The sequence below is a fragment of the Actinoplanes campanulatus genome, assembly GCF_014647795.1.
Classification (GTDB): domain Bacteria; phylum Actinomycetota; class Actinomycetes; order Mycobacteriales; family Micromonosporaceae; genus Actinoplanes; species Actinoplanes campanulatus.
Window position 1 is genome coordinate 300,134 of sequence record NZ_BMPW01000007.1, and the last position, 22,315, is coordinate 322,448.

At 69.4% G+C, this 22,315-nt stretch carries 19 protein-coding genes and 1 pseudogene; 11 read left to right on the forward strand and 9 right to left on the reverse strand.

Going from position 1 to position 22,315, the window contains the following annotated elements; genetic code table 11:
- From IEZ13_RS16015 to IEZ13_RS16025, 3 genes are all read right to left on the reverse strand, one after another.
- Window positions 1-1,554 carry a glycosyltransferase family 39 protein gene (locus IEZ13_RS16015; protein WP_183221787.1) on the reverse strand — a complete coding sequence of 518 codons (1,554 nt, stop codon included), beginning with the start codon at window positions 1,552-1,554 and terminating at the stop codon, window positions 1-3.
- A gap of 90 nt (window positions 1,555-1,644) precedes the next feature.
- A complete protein-coding gene (locus IEZ13_RS16020) occupies window positions 1,645-3,306 on the reverse strand; it encodes a right-handed parallel beta-helix repeat-containing protein (protein ID WP_183221786.1) in 1,662 nt (553 codons plus the stop codon).
- A gap of 20 nt (window positions 3,307-3,326) precedes the next feature.
- On the reverse strand, window positions 3,327-4,028 hold the full coding sequence (locus IEZ13_RS16025; RefSeq protein WP_183221785.1) for a hypothetical protein: 702 nt from the start codon (window positions 4,026-4,028) through the stop codon (window positions 3,327-3,329).
- 1,405 nt (window positions 4,029-5,433) lie between these two features.
- Here IEZ13_RS16025 and IEZ13_RS16030 point away from each other — a divergent pair.
- Window positions 5,434-5,598: a hypothetical protein gene (locus IEZ13_RS16030; protein ID WP_183221784.1), complete on the forward strand. Its 165-nt coding sequence runs from the start codon at window positions 5,434-5,436 to the stop codon at window positions 5,596-5,598.
- A 314-nt stretch (window positions 5,599-5,912) separates the two neighbouring features.
- On the opposite strand, the gene IEZ13_RS16035 is transcribed toward IEZ13_RS16030, so the two are convergent.
- Window positions 5,913-6,116, reverse strand: a complete 204-nt coding sequence (locus IEZ13_RS16035; protein ID WP_183221783.1) for a cold-shock protein — start codon at window positions 6,114-6,116, stop codon at window positions 5,913-5,915.
- A gap of 282 nt (window positions 6,117-6,398) precedes the next feature.
- Between IEZ13_RS16035 and IEZ13_RS16040 the strand changes: the two genes are divergently transcribed.
- Window positions 6,399-8,048 carry a Na+/H+ antiporter gene (locus tag IEZ13_RS16040; RefSeq protein WP_183221782.1) on the forward strand — a complete coding sequence of 550 codons (1,650 nt, stop codon included), beginning with the start codon at window positions 6,399-6,401 and terminating at the stop codon, window positions 8,046-8,048.
- Window positions 8,049-8,063: 15 nt separating this feature from the next.
- On the opposite strand, the gene IEZ13_RS16045 is transcribed toward IEZ13_RS16040, so the two are convergent.
- Window positions 8,064-8,699, reverse strand: a complete 636-nt coding sequence (locus tag IEZ13_RS16045; RefSeq protein ID WP_183221781.1) for a LuxR C-terminal-related transcriptional regulator — start codon at window positions 8,697-8,699, stop codon at window positions 8,064-8,066.
- Window positions 8,687-9,952 carry a sensor histidine kinase gene (locus tag IEZ13_RS16050; RefSeq protein WP_183222001.1) on the reverse strand — a complete coding sequence of 422 codons (1,266 nt, stop codon included), beginning with the start codon at window positions 9,950-9,952 and terminating at the stop codon, window positions 8,687-8,689. The genes IEZ13_RS16045 and IEZ13_RS16050 overlap by 13 nt, the downstream gene beginning before the upstream one ends.
- A gap of 115 nt (window positions 9,953-10,067) precedes the next feature.
- On the opposite strand from IEZ13_RS16050, the gene IEZ13_RS16055 reads away from it, so the two are divergent.
- Together IEZ13_RS16055 and IEZ13_RS16060 are read left to right on the forward strand one after the other, a co-directional pair.
- A complete protein-coding gene (locus IEZ13_RS16055; RefSeq protein ID WP_183221780.1) occupies window positions 10,068-11,123 on the forward strand; it encodes a fatty acid desaturase family protein in 1,056 nt (351 codons plus the stop codon).
- 101 nt (window positions 11,124-11,224) lie between these two features.
- Entirely contained in the window at window positions 11,225-11,485 is a 261-nt protein-coding gene (locus tag IEZ13_RS16060) for a hypothetical protein (protein ID WP_183221779.1), read from the forward strand.
- A 40-nt stretch (window positions 11,486-11,525) separates the two neighbouring features.
- Here the strand turns inward: IEZ13_RS16060 and IEZ13_RS16065 are convergent, their stop codons facing one another.
- Together IEZ13_RS16065 and IEZ13_RS46525 are read right to left on the reverse strand one after the other, a co-directional pair.
- Complete coding sequence (locus IEZ13_RS16065) at window positions 11,526-13,217, reverse strand: sensor histidine kinase (RefSeq protein WP_183221778.1); 1,692 nt, start codon at window positions 13,215-13,217, stop codon at window positions 11,526-11,528.
- A 704-nt stretch (window positions 13,218-13,921) separates the two neighbouring features.
- Window positions 13,922-14,203, reverse strand: a pseudogene (locus tag IEZ13_RS46525) (PAS domain-containing protein); the annotation flags it as partial.
- A 369-nt stretch (window positions 14,204-14,572) separates the two neighbouring features.
- Between IEZ13_RS46525 and IEZ13_RS16075 the strand changes: the two are divergent.
- From IEZ13_RS16075 to IEZ13_RS16095, 5 genes are all read left to right on the forward strand, one after another.
- Window positions 14,573-14,746, forward strand: a complete 174-nt coding sequence (locus IEZ13_RS16075; RefSeq protein ID WP_183221777.1) for a CsbD family protein — start codon at window positions 14,573-14,575, stop codon at window positions 14,744-14,746.
- Window positions 14,747-14,987: 241 nt separating this feature from the next.
- Window positions 14,988-15,161: a hypothetical protein gene (locus IEZ13_RS16080; protein ID WP_183221776.1), complete on the forward strand. Its 174-nt coding sequence runs from the start codon at window positions 14,988-14,990 to the stop codon at window positions 15,159-15,161.
- Between the two features lie 72 nt (window positions 15,162-15,233).
- A complete protein-coding gene (locus tag IEZ13_RS16085; RefSeq protein ID WP_183221775.1) occupies window positions 15,234-16,235 on the forward strand; it encodes a diacylglycerol/lipid kinase family protein in 1,002 nt (333 codons plus the stop codon).
- A gap of 592 nt (window positions 16,236-16,827) precedes the next feature.
- On the forward strand, window positions 16,828-17,184 hold the full coding sequence (locus tag IEZ13_RS16090) for a DUF5994 family protein (protein ID WP_183221774.1): 357 nt from the start codon (window positions 16,828-16,830) through the stop codon (window positions 17,182-17,184).
- Entirely contained in the window at window positions 17,181-18,092 is a 912-nt protein-coding gene (locus tag IEZ13_RS16095; protein WP_183221773.1) for a nitroreductase family protein, read from the forward strand. Before IEZ13_RS16090 ends, IEZ13_RS16095 begins: the two co-directional genes overlap by 4 nt.
- Window positions 18,093-20,246: 2,154 nt before the next feature.
- Here IEZ13_RS16095 and IEZ13_RS16100 read toward each other — a convergent pair.
- Window positions 20,247-20,501 (reverse strand): DUF5994 family protein, encoded by a 255-nt coding sequence (locus IEZ13_RS16100; RefSeq protein ID WP_183221772.1) that lies wholly within the window; start codon window positions 20,499-20,501, stop codon window positions 20,247-20,249.
- Between the two features lie 391 nt (window positions 20,502-20,892).
- Here IEZ13_RS16100 and IEZ13_RS16105 point away from each other — a divergent pair, with 391 nt between their 5' ends.
- Both IEZ13_RS16105 and IEZ13_RS16110 read left to right on the forward strand, forming a co-directional pair.
- Window positions 20,893-21,339 (forward strand): DUF5994 family protein, encoded by a 447-nt coding sequence (locus tag IEZ13_RS16105; protein ID WP_183221771.1) that lies wholly within the window; start codon window positions 20,893-20,895, stop codon window positions 21,337-21,339.
- Between the two features lie 240 nt (window positions 21,340-21,579).
- Window positions 21,580-22,305, forward strand: coding sequence for a nitroreductase (locus IEZ13_RS16110; protein WP_183221770.1), 726 nt, complete (start codon window positions 21,580-21,582; stop codon window positions 22,303-22,305).
- Window positions 22,306-22,315: the final 10 nt, after the last annotated feature.

Here is a 22,315-nt window from a genome sequence, read left to right on the forward strand (position 1 = left end):
TCAGCCGGCCGGCTTACGGATGTAGAGCGCCACGGTGAAGCCCTTGAGCGGCCAGATCTCCGACTGCACGAAGTCCTGGCGCAGCAGCGCCTCCTTGGCGTCCCCGATGTTCTGCACGATGTTGGTCCAGCCGCCCTTGCGGACCACCCACACCCGGGACGGCTTGCCGAAACAGGACGGGATCTCCGCGTCCGGGCACTCCTGGGCGCCGAGGGTGCCCCCGGTCCGCGGAGCACGGACCATGAGCTTGTCGGCGGGCCGCTGCGCCGGCATGTAGCGCATGAACGCGTCGCGGCTGGTGCGCTGGTCGCCGTCGGCGAACGGCCCGAACAGCACCGCGTCGCCCGCCGCCTGGTTCGCCTTGATCACTTCGGCGATGTCGCGGCTGGCGTAATCGTGGCCGTACACCGTACGGATGTCAGCCTGCGCCGGGATCGCCAGCAGGCCGATCCCGAGCACCGCCACCAGGCCGCGCAGCACGCTCAGCCGGCACAGCGCCAGCCCGGCCAGCAGCGCCCAGGCAGGCAGGACGAACAGCAGGTAGCGCGGCACCCACAGCGGGGTGAGCTGGGCGACAGCCGCCAGGGCGGCCACCGGGGCCAGCGCCCACAGGGTCAGCGCGTGCGCGCTCGTGCGCAGCGACAGGGCGGTCAGGGCGAGCGCGATCACCGCACCCGCGATGATCGTGGCGCCGAACAGGCGCTCCGGCGTCTCGGCGAGGCGGTCCCAGGTCAGCGGCGGGATCCAGCCGATCTGGCCGCCGCTCTGCACCTGGCCCAGATAGAGCACCGGCAGGGCCGGAGAGACACCCACCAGTACGGCGCAGGCCCAGGCGAGGAACGGCCGCCAGGAACGGCGCACCCGGACGACCAGCAGCAGGTGGGCGACGAGCAGCAGCAGCGCCACCACGTGCGACAGGCCCAGGATCAGCACGGAGAACGAATACCCCACGTAGGCGCGGGCGCGGGGACGATCGACCAGGCCGATCAGGATGTAGGTCGACACCGCGGCGGCGAGCATGACCAGCGCGTACGGGCGGGCGTCCTGAGCGTAGCGGGAGAAGCCGGGCAGCAGCGCGAAGACCAGGCCGGCGGTCAGCCCGGCACGGCGCCCGGCCAGCCGGATCCCGATGCCCGCGACCACCGCCGCGGCAGCCGCTCCGAACAGCACCGACGGCAGTCGCAGGAGCAGGTCGGTGTCGCCGGCGACGGCGGCCCACAGGCGCAACAGGACGTAGTAGGCGCCGACGCTGGCGTCCACGTTCTCCAGCACACCGCGGAACTCGGCCCAGCCGATCGTGACCATGCCCCAGGTGGCCAGCTCGTCCTCGCTGAGCCCGGGCCTGGCCAGGTTCCACCAGCCCAGGCCACCGGCGACGAGGAACGGGACCAACCAGGACAGGACGGTCAGCCGCGGATTGGTGAGCGGCTCCGGCTCGTCCGGGCGGTCCTCCGGCGACGGCGGCCAGTCCGCCGGTTCACCGTCGGCCGGATCCGTCCGCTGGTGGGGCACCCGGACGATGATCGCCGTCTGATCAGTGCTCGTGGCCCGCATGGTCGGTAAGCGTCCTGACATTCGTGGTTGTCACTGCCCGGTTAGATGATCATGAAGCTCGGTCTCTCGGATCGGCCAGCGTACCGGCAATCAGCGGATCGCGGTGAGCAGATCATCGAGGACGAACGCGCACAGATCCTCGCGGCTGGGCATCCGGCCGAGCGCCCGCAACCGTCCGGATTGCGCTTTCCGCATGCCTTCCAGCAGCTTGCGGGCTTCTCGGGCGTTGCCGAAGTTGCGGTCGCGCTCCAGTTGGGAGAAGTACTCGTGGAGTGCGTCACTCAGGCCCGGCGCGAAGACGTAGTCGTCGTTGCGGGCGATCCGGTCGGCGATCCGCACGAGTTCGTCCGGCCCGTAGTTCTCGAACTCCAGGGTCTTGGCGAACCGGGACGCCAGACCGGAGTTGGCGTCCAGGAAGTCGGACATCTCCTTGGTGTAGCCGGCGACGATCACCGCGACCTGGTCCCGGTGGTCCTCCATCAGCTTCACCAGGGTGTCGATCGCCTCCTGACCGAAGTCGGCGGCCGCCCCGCCGGCGCGGGCCAGCGTGTACGCCTCGTCGATGAACAGCACGCCGCCCATCGCGTCCTCGAACACCTTGGTGGTCTTCTCCGCGGTGTGCCCGATGTACTGCCCGACGAGGTCACGCCGGGACACCTCACGGAACTCACCGTTGGGCAGCACGCCCAGCGCCTTGAGCAGCTTGCCGTAGATACGCGCGACGGTCGTCTTGCCGGTGCCGGGAGCGCCCGTGAAGATCAGGTGGTGACTGGCGGCGCCCACCGACAGGCCCGCGCCGCGCCGCCACTCGTTCACCTGGATCTCGTCGATCAGGGCCCGGACCTCGTTCTTCACCCCGGCCAGACCGATCATGGAATCCAGCTCGGCCAGCAACTGCTCGACCTCGGCCTCGTTCCGGTCGGCGGCGCCGTCGGTGACGCCCACGCCGGCCTTCGGCGCCGTGCCCTCGTCCAGGGTGACCGCCGGGTTCGCCGTCGGGTCCACGTCGACACCCGGCGCCGCGGTCGCCTCGACCCGGCACCGGTCGACGACACCACCGCAGCCCGGGCCGAAGGCGATACCGACGCCCCGGGTGTCGTGGATCCAGCTCTCCACGATCGTCGGCGCGCCGCCGTTCGCCACGACGATGCCCGCGTCACCGGTGCCCGAGATGTCGCACCGTTCGATCGTCGGCCGCCCGGACTGGTAGACGTAGACGCCCCGGTGACCGCAGTCCGCCACGGTCGTGCTCCGCACCACCGGGTCGGCGCCGAGGCGCACGATGATGCCGTCGTCGGTGACGCCCCGCACCTCGCAGGACTCCACCGTTCCGCCCGCGTCGGAGAAGACGAGACCGTGCTGGCCGCGCAGCACGCGTACCTCGCTGGCCTCGACGGTCGCGCCGTCGTCGGCCTGCAGGCCGGCGCCGTAGCCGGCGGACAGCTCGCACCGGCGCAGCCGCAGCCGGCCGCCGGTGGCGGTGACCGCCGGGTAGTCGCCGCTCGTGAACACCACGCCCTCGACCGTGACCTCACCGGACACGACGGCGAGCGCCGGGCCGTCCAGCGCGGTCGCCTCGATCACCGCCGAACCGGCCTCGCCGGCGGCTCGCACCGTGAGCCGGCGCCCGGCGACCCGCAACCGCTCGGTGTACGTGCCGGGCGCGAGGGAGATGACCGCTCCGTCGGGCGCCACCTCGAGAGCGTCGGCGATGGTCGGATAGGCCCCGGGTACCGCCAGGGTCGTGGCCACAAGCACTCCTTAGAGGGTCATCAGAGGGTGAACGTCTCGTCACGGATCGAGTTGACGACCTTCTTCAGGTGATCACTGGTGGCGAGCGGCGCGGTCAGGCGCACCACCAGCTGACGATCGATCTGGCCCTCCGGGGTGGACCGCCAGAACGCGACGTAGACCAGACCGTACATTCGCTTGCCGTCGATCTGGGTGGTCTCGGCCCAGGTGGCGAACGGGCCGCTGCGGGTCCACTGCAGGCCCCACGCCTCCTCGCGCTGCCGCAGAGCCGTGCGCCGCTCCTCGGTGCACGGCGTCTCGCAGGTCCGCACGATCAGGTCGCCACCGCCCGCGTCCCCGCCGCCGCACCGGTAGTGCGCCGCGGCCGCCGCCGTGGCCACCTGCTCACAGTTCCACGCCGGCGGGACGCGGAAGTCGAAGCCGACGCCGTCCAGCCCTTTGATGGGCTTCGTCGGCTCGGTGGACACGAAGGTCGGCCAGGACGACGGCCAGCCGCCGCCGACCGGCGGCTCCACCCCCGGCGCGGTGGGATCGCCCAGCAGCAACTGCTCGTCGGTCGGCGCCGGCGTGGCGCTGGGCCGGGGAGCCGGGGCCGGTTCGTCACGCAGCGACATCCCGGCCGCCGTGCCACCGGCGCCGGCGACCAGCCCGGCGAGGGCCGCCAGGGCGACGACCAGGCCGGCACGCCGCCGCTTGACGGGCGGCCTGGGCGGAAACCGCAACGGGGGTACGGGCCGGTCGTTTCGCTCAGCGTGGGGCGACGGTCCGACCCGTGCGACCACCGGGTCGTCCACCGGTGTGGGCACATCGGCTTCCACCGGCCTCGGCGCGGGTTTTGGCCCGTGTGTAGGCGCGGGTGCAGGCGTTGGTGCGGGCCCGGGCGCGGGTGCAGGCGTAGGCACCGGTGCAGGTGCGGGCGTAGGCGCGGGTGCGGGCGTAGGCGCGGGTGCGGGCGTAGGCGCGGGTGCGGGCGTAGGCGCGGGTGCGGGCGTAGGCGCGGGTGCGGGCGTAGGCGCCAATTCCGGGACTGCGACCGGAACCAGGCGCTGTCCGAGCACCTCGAAGACCTGCCCGGCGCCGCTGCCCTGCTCCGGCGCGCAGGCCACCCACGGCCGCGGGCCCTGGTAGTCCCTGCCGACGATCGGGAGACGGTCGGCGGTGGCGTTGGCGAGCGCGTCCGCCGCGGCCCCGAACGCTTTGCGCCAGCGGTCGTCGGCCGAGGCCCGCTCGTTGAGAACGGCCACGGTGACGGCTTCTCCGCGCGCCCCGACGCCCGACCAGACGTCACCGACCTCGCAGGTGCTCAGCGCTTGCTGCAAACGGTACTGCCCGGCGGTCCGCATGTGCCTCTCCGTCTCCAGCCTCGCGTCGCCCCGCCCGGACACGGTGACCTGGAGGATGAGCGCGATCAAGGAGTGTAATGGGTACCGGCCCGCCCACCTCGACGAAGCCCTCCCCCTGGTCGCCGTGGGCGCGGTCCACACCGAACGCGTCGGCCGAGCCGCCCAGCAGCACCGCACGCCGGGCACGCGAGCCGGCGATGTCGTACCCCCTCGCTATGTTCGTCGGCGTTCCCCCTCTGCCGAAAGGTGCCCCGGATGCCCGCCCTGAACGACGTATGTCGAACTCCCGAGGACAGTGGGAGCTCCCACAAAGTTCTACGAGGTGACGGGCGACGGCGCCGATCTCGATCCTCGGCGATGGCCCTGATGAAACGGTCGGAGGGCCTCAAGGGGCGAGAGATCTGGTGAGCCCTTTGAACAGTCAGCAGCGCGATGGGAACTCTCAGCGATGCGACAGCCCCGCGGCGCTGGCCTCCTATCGACCGCCGGGACTACCGCGGACAACCCAGGACAACCGAAGCCAACTTCCGCACTACCGCCACCAACCACGATCATGAAGTCACCGGCCATCGCGCGGCGCGCAGTATTCCGACAGATGGTTTCCGGATGGACCGGGCGAGCGACCTGCTCGCATCGGTCGGAGGCCGCGCGCAGCAGACGATGTTGGCGGGGTCCGTCGCCGGCGCTCGAAGCCTGCGCTTCCGCAAGGGGTTGTCGTCGCTGGGCGAGTTGACGACACTTTCCGCGACACTCGTGCGGTGGTCGCGGTCCACTCGCCACACGTTTGGCCACCATCGAGGAACCCGACACCAGCGTCGATGCCCTGCTGGCCGAGATCCGGCATGCCGACGCCGGACGCCACAACGACGACACCGCCGTCTACCTGCGATGGACCGCCGATCGGCTGTCATCGCATGGCCGGCCGGTAACCGTGTCTACGGTGAGGTGAACGGATGGCGAAGCCGATGCATCGCCTGCTGACCACGGTCGGAGACACGAACCACGAGCGTCGAATCCTCGGTGGCGGATGAAGCCAGGAACGGTGTCAGGCCTCCGATGGGGGTGCCAGGAGCCGGGCGACGGAAACGCGAGAGAGCGGAAAGGGAGCGGGAAACGGGCGGGTACGGCACATTGGTGATCGTCGCCATAAGGGCCTTTCTCGAACGGCACGTCTCATCGAAGCCGGGCCGCAATTTACAGATGCGGAAAATGCCGACGGCGGCTCGCTGAACCAGTCGAGCCGCCGTCGGTAATGACGCAAGATCAGATAACGCGGATGTTCTCGGCCTGCGGGCCCTTCTGGCCCTGCGTGATGTCGAACTCCACCCGCTGGTTCTCGTCGAGACTGCGGAAGCCGCTCGCCGAGATCGCCGAGAAGTGGGCGAACACGTCGGGGCCGCCCTCGTCCTGGTTGATGAAGCCAAAGCCCTTGTCGCCGTTGAACCACTTCACGGTACCTGTAACCATGTCTTTTTCCTTAGCAAGCTGTCGGAATCCGCACTGTGCGGACTCTCACGCCGCCGCGTTGATCACTCGCGTCGCATCGACGCGGAAAACGAAGAAGCGCCTGGAGGGTTTCAGATAACCCATCAGGCGCCGAAAACGTCTACGGAAATCAAAACTGCAACGGGACGACCGTAGCACAGAAATTCGGCTGCCGACCCGAATCCTGGCCGCCGGTTTCCGGCCGGGGCGATACCCGGTACCGATTTCTGCGGCCGGCGTAGGCCGGCCCGCAAGGATGGGACGGTGCATGTCGAGCCGATTCTGATCTTTGTCCTCGCCGCTGTCGCGGTGGTCGCGGTGGTGCGGTGGGTCGCCGGCCGGACCGGGCTGCCCGCCGCCGCGCTGTTGCCACTCATCGGTATCGGGTACGCCCTCCTGCCAGGGCCCAACATTCCCCTGGACCCGGACATAGTCCTGGCAGTCGTACTGCCGCCACTGCTGTACAGCGCCGCCCTGGACTCGTCGATGATCGCGATCCGCCGCAATCTGCGTACCGTGGTCAGCCTGTCGGTGGTGCTGGTTCTGCTCACCGCGCTGCTGATCGGCCTGGGCTTCGCGTGGTTCGTCACCGGTGCGACCCTGGCCGCCGGCATCGCGGTCGGCGCGGCGGTCGCGCCACCCGACCCGGTCGCCGCGCTCGCCGTCGGCCGCAAGGTGGGGCTTCCACCCCGGATCATCACCCTGATCCAGGGTGAGGGGCTGCTCAACGACGCCACCGCGCTCACCATCCTGAGCGTCGCGGTCGCCGCGGCCACCGGAGACGGGTTCTCGGCGCCGGCCGCCGTCGGTCAGTTCCTGCTCGCCGCCGCGGGCGGAGTGGCCGTGGGCGCACTGGTCGCTTTCGCCGTCCGTCTGCTGTCCAGACCGCTCAGCGGCGATCCGATGCTCGCGAACGCCGTGTCGCTGGCCATACCGTTCGGCGCCTACCTACTCGGTGAGGTGATACACGTCTCCGGTGTGCTGGCCGTGGTGGTGGCCGGGCTGATCGTGGGACACCACACGCCACGCTCTGCTTCGGGGGCGGGCCGGCTGCAGACCAATGCGGTCTGGCGACTGGTCGACTTCCTGCTCGAGGGCTTCATATTCCTGTTGATCGGCCAGCAATTGCCCGAGGTCATCAGAGGGCTGGCGGGATACGACGCCGCCACCGTTGTCGTCGCGGTCGCGATCACTGTGGGCGTCACACTGCTGCTACGGCCATTGTGGCTGGTTCTCACCCTGCTGGTGCCCAGAGCACTGCACACCCGTTGGAGCCGGGGCGGAGCGGACGCGAGGGCGTCCGTGAGGTGGTGGACCGGCCGGGAGGTCGTGGTTCTCAGTTGGGCCGGCACGCGAGGCGTGATCAGTCTAGCGGCGATCTTCACTCTGCCGCTGGTCACCGAGACCGGGGACCGGTTCCCCGCTCGGGATCTGCTGCTGTTCTGCACCGTCGTGGTCGTGCTCGTCACCCTGGTCGGGCAGGGCCTGACGTTCGCGCCGATGGTGCGGGCACTGGGGCTGCGCGCGGACGACAACGACCAGGCCCTTCTGCGCAACGAGGCGCGGGCAGCATCGGTCAAGGCCGCCCTCACCGCGCTCGACGAGCTGGAGGAGCAGGAGCACGAGGACATCAGCGGCCAGGTGATCGAGACGATGCGCGAGCAGTTGCGGGCCCGGCTGAGCCGTTATCGGGACCGGCTCTCCCTGTTGCGCGACAACGACTCGGCGGGTCCGCCGATCTCCCCGGAGTATGAGGCCGCCCTGCACGTGCGCCGGGTGGCCATCGATGCACAGCGGGAGGAGTGCCTGCGCTGGCGTGATGCCGGCCGGTTGTCCGACGAGGGCCTGCGGGTGCTGGAACGTGAACTGGATCTCGAGGAGCGGCTGCTGCCGGACCGTCCGGCCCGCCGGTGAATCCGGCGCGCGCCGTCACGCGTTCAGGTATGCCAGCACGGCCAGCACCCGGCGGTTGTCGTCGTCGGAGGGAGGCAGGTCGAGCTTGGTCAGCATGTTGTTGATGTGCTTGCTCACGGCCTTCTCCGTGATACCAAGGTTGGTGGCGATCGCGGCGTTGGACCGGCCCTGAGCCATCTCGCCGAGCACTTCACGTTCCCGGGTGGTGAGCACCGCCAGCGGTTCCCGGCGGGCGACCAGTCGTGAGATCACCTCGGGGTCCATGGCGGTGCCGCCGTCGGCCACCCGGTGGACGGCGTCGACGAAGTCGCTGACATCGGCGACCCGGTCTTTGAGCAGGTATCCGATGCCGCCGTACGGGGTGCTGAGCAGTTCCCGTGCGTACAGCGGCTCCACGTGCTGGGAGAGCATGAGAACCGGAAGGCCCGGCAGCCGGGTCCGGGCGGCGATGGCCGCTTGCAGACCTTCGTCGGTGAAGGTGGGTGGCAGGCGTACGTCCAGGACTGCCACGTCGGGCCGGTGCTGGAGTAGTGCGGGCAGCAGCGCGGGGCCGTTGTCGACCACCGCGACGACGTCGAAGTCGAAGGCGCCCAGCAGCCGGGTCAGGCCGTCCCGGAGCAGGGCGTGGTCCTCGGCGATCACAACGCGCACGGCAACTCCATGGTGATGACGGTCGGGCCCCCGGGCGGGCTCGACAGCATGATCGTGCCGTCGAACGCCGCCAGGCGGCGTTTGATACCGCGCAGCCCGGTGCCGGCAGCCGGGTTCGCGCCGCCCCTGCCGTCATCGGTGACGACCATCGTCAGCAGACCGGCAGCGTACCGGGAGAACACCGACCCGCGGTGAGCGCGGCTGTGCCGGATGACGTTGCTCAGCGCTTCGGCGACGGCGAAGTAGGCGGCGGACTCCAGCGGCAGGTCGGGCCGTCCGGGCAGGTCGACGTCGACGGTGATCGGGATCGGCAGGCTGAGCGCCAGCGCCCGGACCGCGCCGTCGAGCCCGCGTTCGGCCAACACCGGCGGGTGAATTCCGCGCACCAGGTCACGCAACTCGGCCAGCGCGGCCCGACTGGATGCCCGGGCCTCGGCGAGCAGCTTGTGGGCCTCGGCCGGGTCACGGTCGATGAGGTTGTCGGCCAGGCCGATCATCATGCTCAGCGACGCGAGACGGGCCTGCGCACCGTCGTGCAAATCGCGTTCGATGCGGCGCAGCTCCGCCGCCTGGGCGTCCACCGTCCCGGCACGCGTGACGGTCAGCTGGGTGACCCGCAGACGAAGCTCGGCCGACCTGGTGGGCGCGAGCAGGAGCCGGGCGAACAGCGCGTCGACACGGCGCAGCCACGGCGCCACCCACAGCCCGGCGGCGAGGATGATCACGCCCTGCGGCACCGACACCAGACCGGCAAGGAACGCGTCGATGGACCAGACCGCGCCGTAGCCGTACCAGCCTGTGCCGAGCCAGATCCACGACGGCGTCAATGTCAGGCCCAGAAGCCCGTACAACGGCACCAGCACGCCGATCGCCCCGAGGGTCAGCCCGACGACGGCTCCGGGTGCCAGCCAGGCCAGGTCCCGCCACGTGGCCGGATCCGTCACGGTCCACCGGAACCGTTCCCACCCGTCGGCGACGGCACGTTCCGGCAGCGGATGGTACGGGCGGTTGACCAGCACGCCCGCCCGGGACGCACGCCGGCGCTCCAGGTCGGTGCGCTTGCGGACCAGCGTCATGGTCCACGGGACCAGGGCCAGCCCGAGGTACGGCACGGGCGTCAGCACCAACGCCACGACCGCGACGGCCAGCAGCGGAATGTTGGTGATCGCCAAGCCGATCGCCGCCATGCCGCCCAGCACACCGCGCACGCCCCGCCGGGCGCCACTACCCAGGCCCGTCCCATCCACGCGCATTCTCACGAACTTCAGTGTCCTCCCGCCGGTAAGGCTGTCCTGGTGGTGCTAGCACCACCAGGACGAGGGTCCTAGCGCTCCTGACGAATCGCGTCCCGAGCGGTTCGATGGACACATGACAACTCTGACATCGGCGACCAGTACGGCGCCACGGGCGGCAACGGCCGGCAGCGACTTCGCCGTCCTGGCTCGCCGCATCAACGCGGAAGGCCTGATGCAGCGCCGGGCCGCCTACTACGTCGCCCGGATCAGCGTCGTCACCCTCATGTTCCTCGGCGGATGGACCGCGTTCTTCCTGATCGGCTCGTCCTGGTGGCAGATCGTGACGGCGGCGTTCCTGGCTATCACCTTCACCCAGGTGGGACTGCTGGCCCACGACCTCGCTCACCGGCAGGTCTTCCGCACGAAGCGACCGGGAGAGATCGCCGGCCGCATCGCCGGCAACGTCGGCATCGGGATGAGCTACGGCTGGTGGATGGAGAAGCACACCCGGCACCACAACAACCCCAATCACGACGACCTCGACCCCGATGTGGCCCCCGAGGTGCTCATCTGGGCCACCGAATCAGCACTCGGACGACGCGGGCTGAAAGGCTTCGTCACCAGGCACCAGGCCGCGCTCTTCTTCCCACTGCTGACCCTGCTCGCCGTCGATCTGAAGATCTCCAGCATCAAGGCCCTGCGCAACGGAGTCGTGAAACGCCCACGCTTGGAGAGCACACTGCTGCTCCTGCATGGCGTCGGCTACCTCTCCGTACTGCTGATCGTCCTGCCGCCATTGCCCGCCCTCGGTTTCCTCCTGCTTCACCAGGCGTTGTTCGGCCTCTACCTCGGTATGACCTTCGCACCCAACCACAAGGGCATGCCGCACCCGGCCGGTGACGAGGACTTCCTGCGCAAGCAGGTGCTGACCTCCCGCAACGTGCGGGGTGGCCGATTCACCGACGCGGCCCTGGGCGGCCTGAACTACCAGATCGAGCACCACCTGTTCCCCGGCATGCCAGCGCCCAACCTCCGCAAGGCCCAGCCCATCGTCGAGGCCTACTGCGCACAGATCGGCGTGCCGTACGAGCAGACCAGCCTCGTCACGTCCTACCGGCAGGCACTGCGATACCTGCACGAGGTCGGTGCACCGGCCCGTGCCGAGCATGAGGCCCGCGCCGGCCGGTGATGGACGGCCGGGCCTCGCCGGACGAGGCATCCGGCAATGGGGCTACTCCGGCATTTCGCCAGTGGCATCGGGTATGCAGGTCACGTCGTGAGGAGACGGCCATGGCTGACAACACTGAAATGATCATCAGGTTCCATCCGGTGGGCGGCGAGGACGTGGCCGTGATGACCAGCGACTTCCCGGGACCGGACGAGGCGGTGGAGGCGATCGCCCGGGCGCTGGACGAGCGTCGTAGCCTGATCCTCACTCGTGCCAGGTACAACCGGGAGGCGGACGAGAACGCCGTACTGATCAACCTGGCCAACGTCGTATCAGTACGGGTGGCACGCCGGGACAGCGCAACGAGTGGCCAATACCTGTAGTGACGCGAGCCGGCCCCGGACATTGACGACGCGGTAGTCGTCACGGTTCTTGGCCGTTGGGGCGCGGCAGGCGGATGGTGAAGGTCGTCGTGATCTCATCGGGTTCGCTCAGGGTCAGGGTGCCCCCGTGCTGTTCGACGATCGCCCGGGCGAGCGTGAGACCGAGGCCGCAGCCCGGGACGCCCCCGTGGCGCAGCTCGTCGCCGCGGTAGAACAGCTCGAAGACACGAGCGTGCTGGTCGGCGGGGATCGGCGGACCACTGTTGGACACCGTGACCACGGCGGCGCGCTGTTCTCCGCGAACGGTGACGCTGATGCGGCTGTCCGGCGGCGCCCAGGTTCGGGCGTTGCGCAGCAGTTCCTCGACGGCGACGCGGATCCGGTCCGGATCGGCGTTGACGGGCAGGGCTACCGGGGCCCCGAGGTCGATGGCGGCAGCCGTGTCGTTCCGGCCGACAGCGGCCCGGACGACCTCAGCGAGGTCGATGCGCCGGCAATGCAGCGACATATGTCCGGCTCTGGTGCCGGCAACGTCGAGTAGGGTCGCGACGAGCCGGTTGAGTTCCTCGGCCCGCCGGTGGATCACCTCGAGCATCTGCTGTCGTTCGTCGGCCGGCATGTCGGGTTCGGCGCGCAGCATCTCAGCGTTGGCCTGGATGCTGGTCAAGGGAGTGCGCAGTTCGTGGCCGACCAGGGTGATGTACTCGTCGCGGCTGTGTTCCAGTGCGGTGGAGGAATCGTCGGCCCGGCGTCGTTCGAGGAATTCCCCGAGGTGTACGGCGATGCTGCCGTGGATCGCCGTACGCATGTCGTCGGGTGTCTCGTCCTGGTCGCTGTAGCAGATGAGGACGCCGAGAACCGACGAGCCGCTGGGGATGGGAACGGCCAGCGCGGCACGCAACGGACCCCAGTCGGTCTGAGCGGCGGTGAGCGGATCGGTGACGAGGTCGGTGACCCACACCGGCGTTCTGCTCTGCCATGCGCGACCGGCTAGACCCACGCCGTTGAGGAGATCACCGACGCGATCGAGGCCGGTCGAGTGGCTGTCGTCCGCCTGCCAGCGGTTACGCCGCTGGATGACCTGGCTCACCCGGTCGACGGACCAGAACTCGCTGGCGGCCCAGCCGAGCATGACCCCGACGGTTCTCACGGCGGTCGCGATGATCAGTCCCGCAGGTCCGGGCTCGCCAAGGATCGCCGACACCCGGGCCACACAATCATTCAGCTGTTTCGCCCTGCTCTGCAGCGTGACGTCGTGAAAGGCCAGGACCGCGGCGAGCCGCCCCGCTCCGGTCACCGGACCGCCCTGGGCCAGATACATCCGGGCCGGGCTGTCGGCCGCCCGCACGCACACCTCGACGTGGCGCACGGATTCCCCGCGCAACGCCAGGGAGACAGGATGCCGCTCGCCGCCCATCTGCCGGCCCGAGGTGTCGAAGAGCAACATCCCGGTGGGCACGGCGTCATCTCCGGTCGGCTCCCCCACTTCTTCGACAAGGGCTCGAGCAGCCGGATTCATCAAGATCACCCGGCCGTTGCGGTCGTAACCGAGCACCGCCACGTCGAGGCTGTCGAGAACCGCCCGCAACGCCTGGCCCTGGTCGACGGATACCGAACCCGCGGTGACCATGTGCCCTGATGAGCCGAGGTTGCCGGATCCGGTGGCCGCAGGTTCATGGGGGTCATCGGGGAACACCGAGGCCAGTGCCTCAGGCTCCGCCGCGTCGGTCACGATGTGCCCGCCCCTCTGCACGGCAACACGGCGTTTTCACCAGGCGGTCGTGCTCCGGTCCCGATCCAGCATATGTCGTGAACCGGCCGGAATGGGGCAGAGCACGGAGGAACGGCGACCGGTGCTCCGGGCGGCGTCCGCGCCTCGGAATGACGCGTGCTCCGGCATACGGTGACGCCATGAGCGAGGATGTGGGGAACGGCGCCGAAGGACAGGAGCGCAGCCGGACCCTGGATGAGCGAGCACCGTGTCAGCGCCCCGCGAGACGGCGGCCGACAGCAGAGACGCCGATGCCGACCAGCGGGAGATCGAACTGCAGGGCCGGCTGGGTAGCGTGGAGGCACGGGAGGCTTGCGCGGATCGGCATGAGTTCCTGCAGGACTCGCGAGACGAGGCGGCCGGCAGCCTCGATCGGCGGGCCGGGTATCGCGACCTCGCCGCGGCGACTGCTCCACCAACTCCTCGATGATCATCATCTTCTCCCGCAGCGCGCTTACCGCGGTCCAGACAGCCTCCTCGACGCTGTCGTCGCGGATCGCGATCGACGACTGCGGCGAGTAGGAACGGCCGACGTGGCAGACGTAGTGGGCAGCCAGACCGGTACGCACCACATACATCACGTTCCCGATCGGCGGTCCGCCGGGCTTCGAGCAACTCGTTCTCGTACGCACGACGCTCTCGGGCGTCGAAAACGGTGGTTCGTATCAACAGGGGTACGCCGTCGCGCCGGTCTTGACGACAGAGGTGACCAGGACCGGGAACACGGCGCCGTCGCCGGCACGCATCTCCGCCGCGATTCCCTTGACCTGGTTACGCAGCCGCAGCAGTGGCACACAGTGCGTCTCGTGGTAGAGACGACTGCCGGGAGTGAGCAGATCGGCGAAGCGCCGCCGGCCGACCAGATCGACGCTGCCGTATCCCAACCAAGTGAGCAGGGTGGCGTTGACCTTGACGATCGTGCCGTCCGGCAGAGTGGAGACGAAACCACACGGCGCGTTGTCTTAGAGGTCGTCGAGATCGTCATCCAGCAGGGCCGGGAACGAGACCCGCACCAGGCGGTTCACAGGCGGGCGCCCACGACGTGACCGGCGAGGCAGTGGCCGCACTAGGCGCCGGCCTGATCAGCGGCCTGACACATCGGTTGCTTCACCCACCGAGTCTCCCACGGGAGGCCGCACGTCACCGATGCGATGAGGGCACAATCGGGCCGGTACCCAGCTCCGGCGGGGCCGGCCGATCGAAGGCCGGCTAAGTGTTTCGTATCGCCGGACGGGGGCATGCCGGGTACTGCACCGTGGCTCAGCGAGATGTCGTCAGCCGACGAGGTCCGTGTTCGGGCGCGGGAGAGGAGCGTCATGGGACTCGACGACAAGATCGAGAACAAGACGCAGGAAGCCGCCGGCAAGGCGAAGCAGAACGTCGGTGAGGCCACCGACGACAAGGATCTTCAGGCTGAGGGCAAGGGCGACCAGAGGTCCTCGAACCTCAAGCAAGCCGGCGAGAAGATCAAGGACGCCTTCAAGAAGTGATCATCGCACGCTCCAACGAGGCCGGCATCCGCTGAGGGCGCCGGCCTCGGCCGCTGGCTTCGTCGGGTGAGGTGCCGAAGCACCCGCGAGGGCGTCGCTCGCTCCTCGTACCCAATAAAGATCTTCGATTTGGTGTCTTCCGGGCCTGGGCAGGTAGCCATTTCGGTTGGGCGACCGTCTGATCGGCGCTCCGGATTGGAGTGACCTCACCTATGGCCGACCAGTGATCCGGGGAGCAGAAATGATCATTGCGAAAGCGGCCGTGCTCGCCGCTCTGCGAGAACGCGGCCAGTACGACCGAGCCGATTTCGTCGACCGTGAGCTACCGGAACGCATCGACCTGGACCGGCACGGAGGATTGCTTGCCATGCTCCGCCTCGACCCAGCGACATTGACGGACGACCCGTCCGAATGACGCCCATCGCTCGCAGCAGGCAGGCACCCTCGAGCCGACCGGAGCCACCCTCAAGGAAAGCGAGCCAGCTCGATGACGGTAACCACCACCCGCACCGACCCGGCGCCCCGATCTGCAGTCGTCGTCAACCCGGCGAAGATCGACGATCTCGCCGAACTGCGCCGCACCGTCGACGACACGCTGGAAGAGGCCGGCTGGCCGGCGCCACGATGGTTCGAGACGACCGAGGACGACCCCGGTCTCGGCCAGACCCGCGCCGCGGTCGCGTCGGGTGCGCAGGTGGTGTTCGTCTGCGGGGGTGACGGGACGGTGATGTCCGCGGTGTCCGCGCTGACCAACACGGACGTGTCGATGGCCGTCCTCCCCGCCGGCACCGGCAATCTCCTCGCGGCGAACCTGGGGCTGTCCACCGATCTGGCAACCGGTCTCGCAGTCGCGGTGGACGGCGGTCTGCGGCGCATAGACGTCGGCACTCTCGACGGCCGGCACTTCGCCGTGATGGCGGGCATGGGCTTCGACGCCCACATGCTCGACGCCACCTCGGACACCGCCAAGAAGCACATAGGCTGGCCCGCGTACGTGCTCGGCGCGGTGAAACACCTCAAGGACCGCCCGATGCGGGTCACCCTGCGCATCGACGGCGGCACACCGATGCGCCGGCGCGCCCGCTCGGTGCTCGTCGCCAACGTCGGCCGGTTGCAGGGCGGCCTGAGACTGCTGAGCGAGGCACACCCGGACGACGGCGTCCTCGACATCGCCGTCCTGACGCCGAACACGTTGCGCACGTGGGTGGCCCTGGCGTGGGGGCTGATCCGGCGCAGCGAGCGGGTACCCGCTCTCGAGGTCTTTCGCGGCAGCCGGATCGAGGTGATCAGCAACCGGCCCCAGCCTCGTCAACTCGACGGCGATCTCATCCGCAGCAGTGACCGGCTGGCCGTCGGAGTCCTGCCGCATGCGCTCTGGCTGTGCGTGCCCGAGCCGGCCGGCCACCCCGACCTCAGCGTCGATGCGGACGCCGCCACCGATCACGCGAACGGGCCGCCCGAATCGGCGGAGACCAGGTGTTCAGCGTGAGTCCTCGTCAACCTGCCGAAAACACCGACGCGCAGGCCCCCGAAGTCTCCGGGCCGCTGGGAAGCGACGTTCCGACCTCCGCGACACCCTTGCCGCGCCGGAAGCAACCGGAACCCGGTACGCCGCCCGCGATCGGCCGGCCGGACGATCAACCGCACGACACGGGTCCACCCTCGAAGACGGGACGGCGGCGTCCGTTGCTGTTGCAGAACCACCACTTCCGGGAGAGGGGAGCCGCCTCCCCTCCGGTCGCCTGACGATCCCGCAGCCGTCAACGGAAGGGAATCAATGGAGAGATGGCCGGCGGTGACGAACCAGGAGCCACTCAGCCACAGCGCGTACGCTTGAAGGCGACCGGCGGCCTCACTGTCGGGCGCTGACCCCGGTCGGCGTGCGTGGCCAGGCACTCCGCCGGAGGCCGCGCCTCTTCACCGACCTCGGTGGACCTCGTCTCGCCCGCTTCATCAGGGCCGGACCCGCGCCTGCGTTGGTCCCGGACGACGGGAACGCCATGAGAACACCCGCTCAACGGGCTGGATCACCCGCCCTTGCCGAACCACCTGAGACACAGCTCGTCCCGTACTCCCCGGATTTGTCGGTCGACGGAACCTGGTGGCCCAGCTCCCCCGACCTCGCCACCGAGCTGTGGCATCTGGTGCGAGCCCTCGACCAGGTTCGTGGCCCGGTGACACGGCTGCTGCTGGCAGTCGGTACCTGGACGACCGAGCCACACCGGATCGTCATGGGCGGCCGTATGGTCACCATCGGCTACCGGACCCGTCGGCCCACGACGTTGATCACCGTGATCTGCGGCGACGGAGGCTCCTTCAGCGTGTGCCTGGCCCCGCAGGGCCCGGCACCGGGTCCTGGAGAGACGGCGTGGGACAAGGCCACCTGGGAAGCCGGACGCGGTGGTTGCGGCGCGCTACGAGAAGAGGAGGCCCGATGACACCCGTACGTCCGGTCGGACGGCGAATCACCGACGAAGCCCTCAATCGAGCCGTCGTCGCTGCCCGGCAGGCCCCCTCGGCTCACGACGCCCGGCCGTGGCGATGGCAGGTCACCAACGATGTTCTGGACCTGTTCCTGCACACCGAGCCCTCAACCGAACTCCCCGTGCCTGACAGGCGACTCGCCACGATCGGCTGCGGTGCCGCGCTGCACCACGCCCGCCTGACCCTGGCCGCAGACGGCTGGCGGGTGACCGCGACCCGCCTGCCCGACCCCAACGAACCGACCCATCTCGCGCGACTGCACATCGACGGCCCCGGACCGGTGAGCCCCTCCACCGCCGACCTGGCGCGCGTCATCGAACTGCGCCACACCGACCGCCGCCCCGTCACCGGTCTCCCGATCACAGCCGACCGCCTGAGCACCATCCGCGCCGCGTTCGAATCTCAGTATGCCCACCTCACCGTGTTGCGACCGGACCAGATCCTCGATCTCGCCGTGGCGACGGCCCACACCGGCGGCCTTGAACCGGCCGGCAGACAATGGCAGTCGGAGCTGGCACTGTGGGCCGGTGGCGACCGCATCGTCGGCGCACGCCACCGTCTCGATCTTCCCCGCGCCCGCGACGGGCACGACCGGGCCGCGACGTTCGCGGTCCTGCACGGTCCGGGTGATCAGAGTCTGGACTGGCTCCATGCCGGCGAAGCCCTCTCCGTCGGTTCGCTGGTCGCCGCCGGACTCGGAGTGTCCACCCTGTCCTTCAGCGCACCGATCGAGCACGACCGCGCCCGCGACATCCTGCTGGACGCGGTCCCCGATCTCGGCCATCCATACCTGATGGCGCGTCTGGGCCACCACGCCACCGAGGCGGTCCGGCAAACGGATCAGGCCGCGGCCATCAGCTGAACGTCGTTCAGCTCGCCGGTCTTCGCATGCAGCCGCTGAACCGGCACACGGCGCCGCAGTAGCGGGAACTCGTCCAGTTCCTCACGGGTACGGATTTCGTCGTGCCCGTTACCTCGTCCCGCCGGACGCCAGCAGAGAGTCGGCGGACACCGTCTCCGCCGCCGCGATGGACACCGCCCAGGTACGCCACACCCCCGAGCTGCTCGAGCAGAGAGTGCACCTCAACCGACCGCCGAGGGACACGACACCGCTGACGGGTATGAAGGCGACAGATCGCAACGGCTCGTGAACCCTGTCCATGTGTGGTATTCGCCCAGATATCGAGGTTCGCTCACGGCGCCATATCCTCCGTCCGGTCGATGAACAGTCGCCGCGCGACACCGGATCCCCAGCCAACCGCCCGGCGAGTTGTTCGAACTTGACCGATCATGTTGCAACCCGCGCAGTCCGCGACTTTTCGGCGGCTTCACACGCAGCCGTCTCCTCGCCGCGCACTGGTTCCCGTTCTTGAGCAGCATATGCGAGACGATTTCGAGCTCCTGCCTCCTCACTGGCGCCCATGACGAACATCTGATGCCTGCCGCTTCCACCAGGCGACGCCGACGATGTCGCCGCATCCGCTATGGATCATGACCAGCAAGGCCAACGTAGTGAGTGCCTCAGCGGCCCAGGTTGTCGTGGGCCCGGCTGCGACGAGCGGTGCTGGCGGTACAGCAGGAATCTACTGAGTCCTTGTCCGATCGCCGTCTGCGCCGCCGCCCACCGGGGCACACCACCCGATTGCCGGGACAACCGCGGACGCCCCAGGACAACCGCAGCCAACTTCCGCGCCCCGCCACCAACCACGATCATGGACTTACCGGCCCGGACAGGCGAACCAGGCGAAGATCACCGTACGGTCGTTCGTGTCACCGAAGTGTCGAAATCGTCCATTTCGGAGGGAGCTGCGCATCGATGTTCGGCATTGCCGACGAGGGGGCCCGTCACGTCGAGATCGGATCGCTCAGGCCATGAATGGCCTGCTCAACCAGGGTTTCTGTCCGTCACGAACGATGCGTCGGCCCGCTGGGCCCCGGGGTCCCATGACGCAGTTCGCGTGCGCCCTTCCCGTCATTTCCGGGCGGGCGACCACGTCCGGCGGTCGGTCTCCGGCTACCCCCAGGCATCGACGGCGAGGCGGTCCCGCTCGAGCCCGCGGGTGAAGGCGTGCAGGTTAGTTCTTCCTGCCGGGCGGCGGTGATCCATCCGGAAACCGGTCGGCGTTGCCGTCGGCGGGCGTCAGCAAGGCGGCGAAGGAGTGCCCGAGGCTGGTGAGAGCCGTCATCTCAGAGCAGGCGGTCGTTAAGGATTTCGAATATCTCCTGTTGCCGCTGGCTGCGGGGATCGGGATGGGTCAGCAGGTAGCTCGTCAGGCGGCGGGGCGAGACTGCGGGACGGTCGGCTTCGGCCCGGCCCTGATTGATGTATTCGTGCAGCCGCTGAGGCTGCCGGTGTCGCGTGGCCGGGTACTCGGTGACGCAGGAGCACGGGGGCGACGGCACAATTCAGACCGGCCAGTGGTCGTCGATCGGCCGGTCCAGCAGGCGGCCAGTTCGTGTTCCGCGCGGGAGTGCCCCGGCTCGTGGTGAGCCTGGTCCGTGGTAAACCGGCACGAGTCCGCGATCCTCCACTCCAGGATGCGACTGATCCACTGGGCGACGTCGGCATCCGCGTCGCTGCGGCAGCCGGCGAGCCACCACACCTCAACGTAGGTGGCGGCGAGAATCGCGATCCGCTGCCGGGGCTCCGTAAGACGTGCCGTGAGGTCGGCGGCGAGGATCTTGGCCGTGCGGTCGACGAGCCCGGCGAACGCCTGGTGGCTGCCGCGAGAGATCGCCTCCATCGCCGCCGACTCGAGGAGTCTCCGCGGTGGGATCAGCGCTGGGCGGAATCGTGGTTGGTGTCATTGGGTTGGCTGCTTTGCGGGCGAAGGTTCGCATGGGTGCTCCAGGCTGGTGTCGAGCTGCCGTCGGGGTCTGGAGCGACCTGCTGGTTCGCGGGTCCGGTGCCGCGCATTCTCATGGACTACCGCACCGCTGTGTTCGCTTGATCGAATCCTCACGCCCGGCGTAGCGCGGCGCCGGGCCGGTCGGTGATGACGCTGTGGTGTGGTGATCAGTCGGCGTGTGCGATCTCGGCGATCAGTTCCGGGGTGTGGCGTCTGTCGGTGGGGTCCGCTGCGGCGGTGTCGGCCGAGGCCTGGCTCGCGCCGGGCGGGACGATCAGAAGATCGAACCGGTCTGCCCCGAAGTCACTGATCACGGTGACCACACCGGGTGGCTGGGACGTGTACCAGCCGAGCCGCACTGCCCGGCGGCCGGTGCCGGCCCGGCGGGCGTTGCGGAAGGTGCGTTCGTCGATCGGGGCCACCAGGATCCGTCGAGGATGGTGGTGCGGCCGGGATGCGGGGCCGATCGCCGGCGTACGGCATCATCGGGTGCTCGGGCGGCTGGGGCCGGGTGCTCTGGTGCATGACAGCGCCTCTCCGTGGACGGCTTCCACGTCCCTCGCTCGGCGGGTGCGGCACCGGCTCGCCGGGGAGGTCGAGTGGCTGGCGCCTTTCCACCGTACGCGCGTCCGACGACGGCGGTGCGTACACTTGGGGATGACCGATGGCTCCGTCATCGGTGCCGGCCTCGGCCGGTGCGCGCCCCGCCTGCCGGATGCCGCGCCTTTCACCGGACTCGGTGGACCTCGTCCTCGCCTGTTGTCTCCAGGTTGGGCCGCGCGCCTGCGTCGGTCCTGGACGATGGATCTTGTCATGGCTATTTTCCTCCGTCACCCTGAGTTTCTGTCGCCTGCCGAGCGCCTTTGGGCGCGAGAGCTGAGACAGCTCGATCACATTTCGTTCGATGGCAGCTGGTGGCCGGATTCGCCCGATCTCGACAGTGAGCTGCCCGTTCTGCTGCCCATGCTCGATCACGTCCGTGGACCGGTGCGACAGTTGGTGCTGAGCGCCAGAGATTGGGCAGCCGGCCCGGACCGGGTCGTGCTGGACCTGCGTACGGTCGACGTCGACTATTCGCCCGGCCAGTCGCCGTGGACGATGACAGTCGTCTGTGTCGACGGGGGTACCTTCACGATGCGCGTGGTCCCGCCCGGCCCGAGTCCCACAGCCTCGGACGGCTCGGCAGCGGGACCGGACGCGGAGGCATGGGAGACCGAGGGCGGCGGCCTCGGTCTGCCGCGCCTGCGAGCGGTTCGATGACCCCGGTCCGGGCCGGCGTGCCGCGCCCGGTCAGTCCTCGCCTCGTCAACGAGGCTATCTACCGGGCCGTCGCCGCGGCCGACCGGGCGCCGTCGGCGCACGACCGGCGGCCCTGGCGATGGCATGTGGGCACCGGTGTGCTGGAGTTGTTCGCCGACCGAGCCCGGATGTCGGGGCTGCCTGACCCGGGCGGCCGGTTCACCATGATCAGCTGTGGCGCCGGCCCCGCATCACGCCCGGGTGACGCTCACGGCGCGTGGCTGGCGGGTGACGGTGGCCCGGCTGCCCGACGCGGGCGAACCGGCTCTGCTGGCGCGCCTGCACATCGACGGCCCGGCCCCGGTGGGCCCGGCCACCGCCGGCCTGGCCCGCTGCATCCGGTTACGGCCCATCGGCATACGGCCGGTCGTCGGCGGCCTGATCGAGCCGCCTGTCCTGCGGATCGTCGGCACTGCGTTCGCGTCTCAGCACGTTCGCCTCGCGGTGCTGCGCCCGGATCAGATCTTCGGCCTCACGATGGCGTCCGCTCAGGTTCGGGAGCCCGGTTCGGCCGAGGTGCAATGGCATGCGGAGCTCGCGTTGTGGACCTGCGCCGGCCGGATCGCCGGAGATACCGGCAACCTGCGGCTGCCCATCGCGCGCGGCGATCATGATCGGACTGCGACCTTCGCGGTCCTGCACGGACCCGGTGATCAAGGCGTCGACTGGCTGCACGCCGGCGAGGCCCTGTCCACGGGCTTCCTCGTGGCCACCGGTTTCGGGGTTTCGGTGCTGCCGTTGAGCGCACCGATCGAGTACGCCGGCGCCCGGCAACGCCTGCGCGGGGTGATGCCCGAGATCGGCGTCCCTTATCAGCTGGTCCGGCTGGGCAGATACCCGGCGGTCGGTGGCGATCGGCCGCTTGATCCCACCAGTTCGTGGCGCCGTCCGCGAGCCCGGCCTGCTTCCGGAGCTCACCATGAATGACCGGGCGACC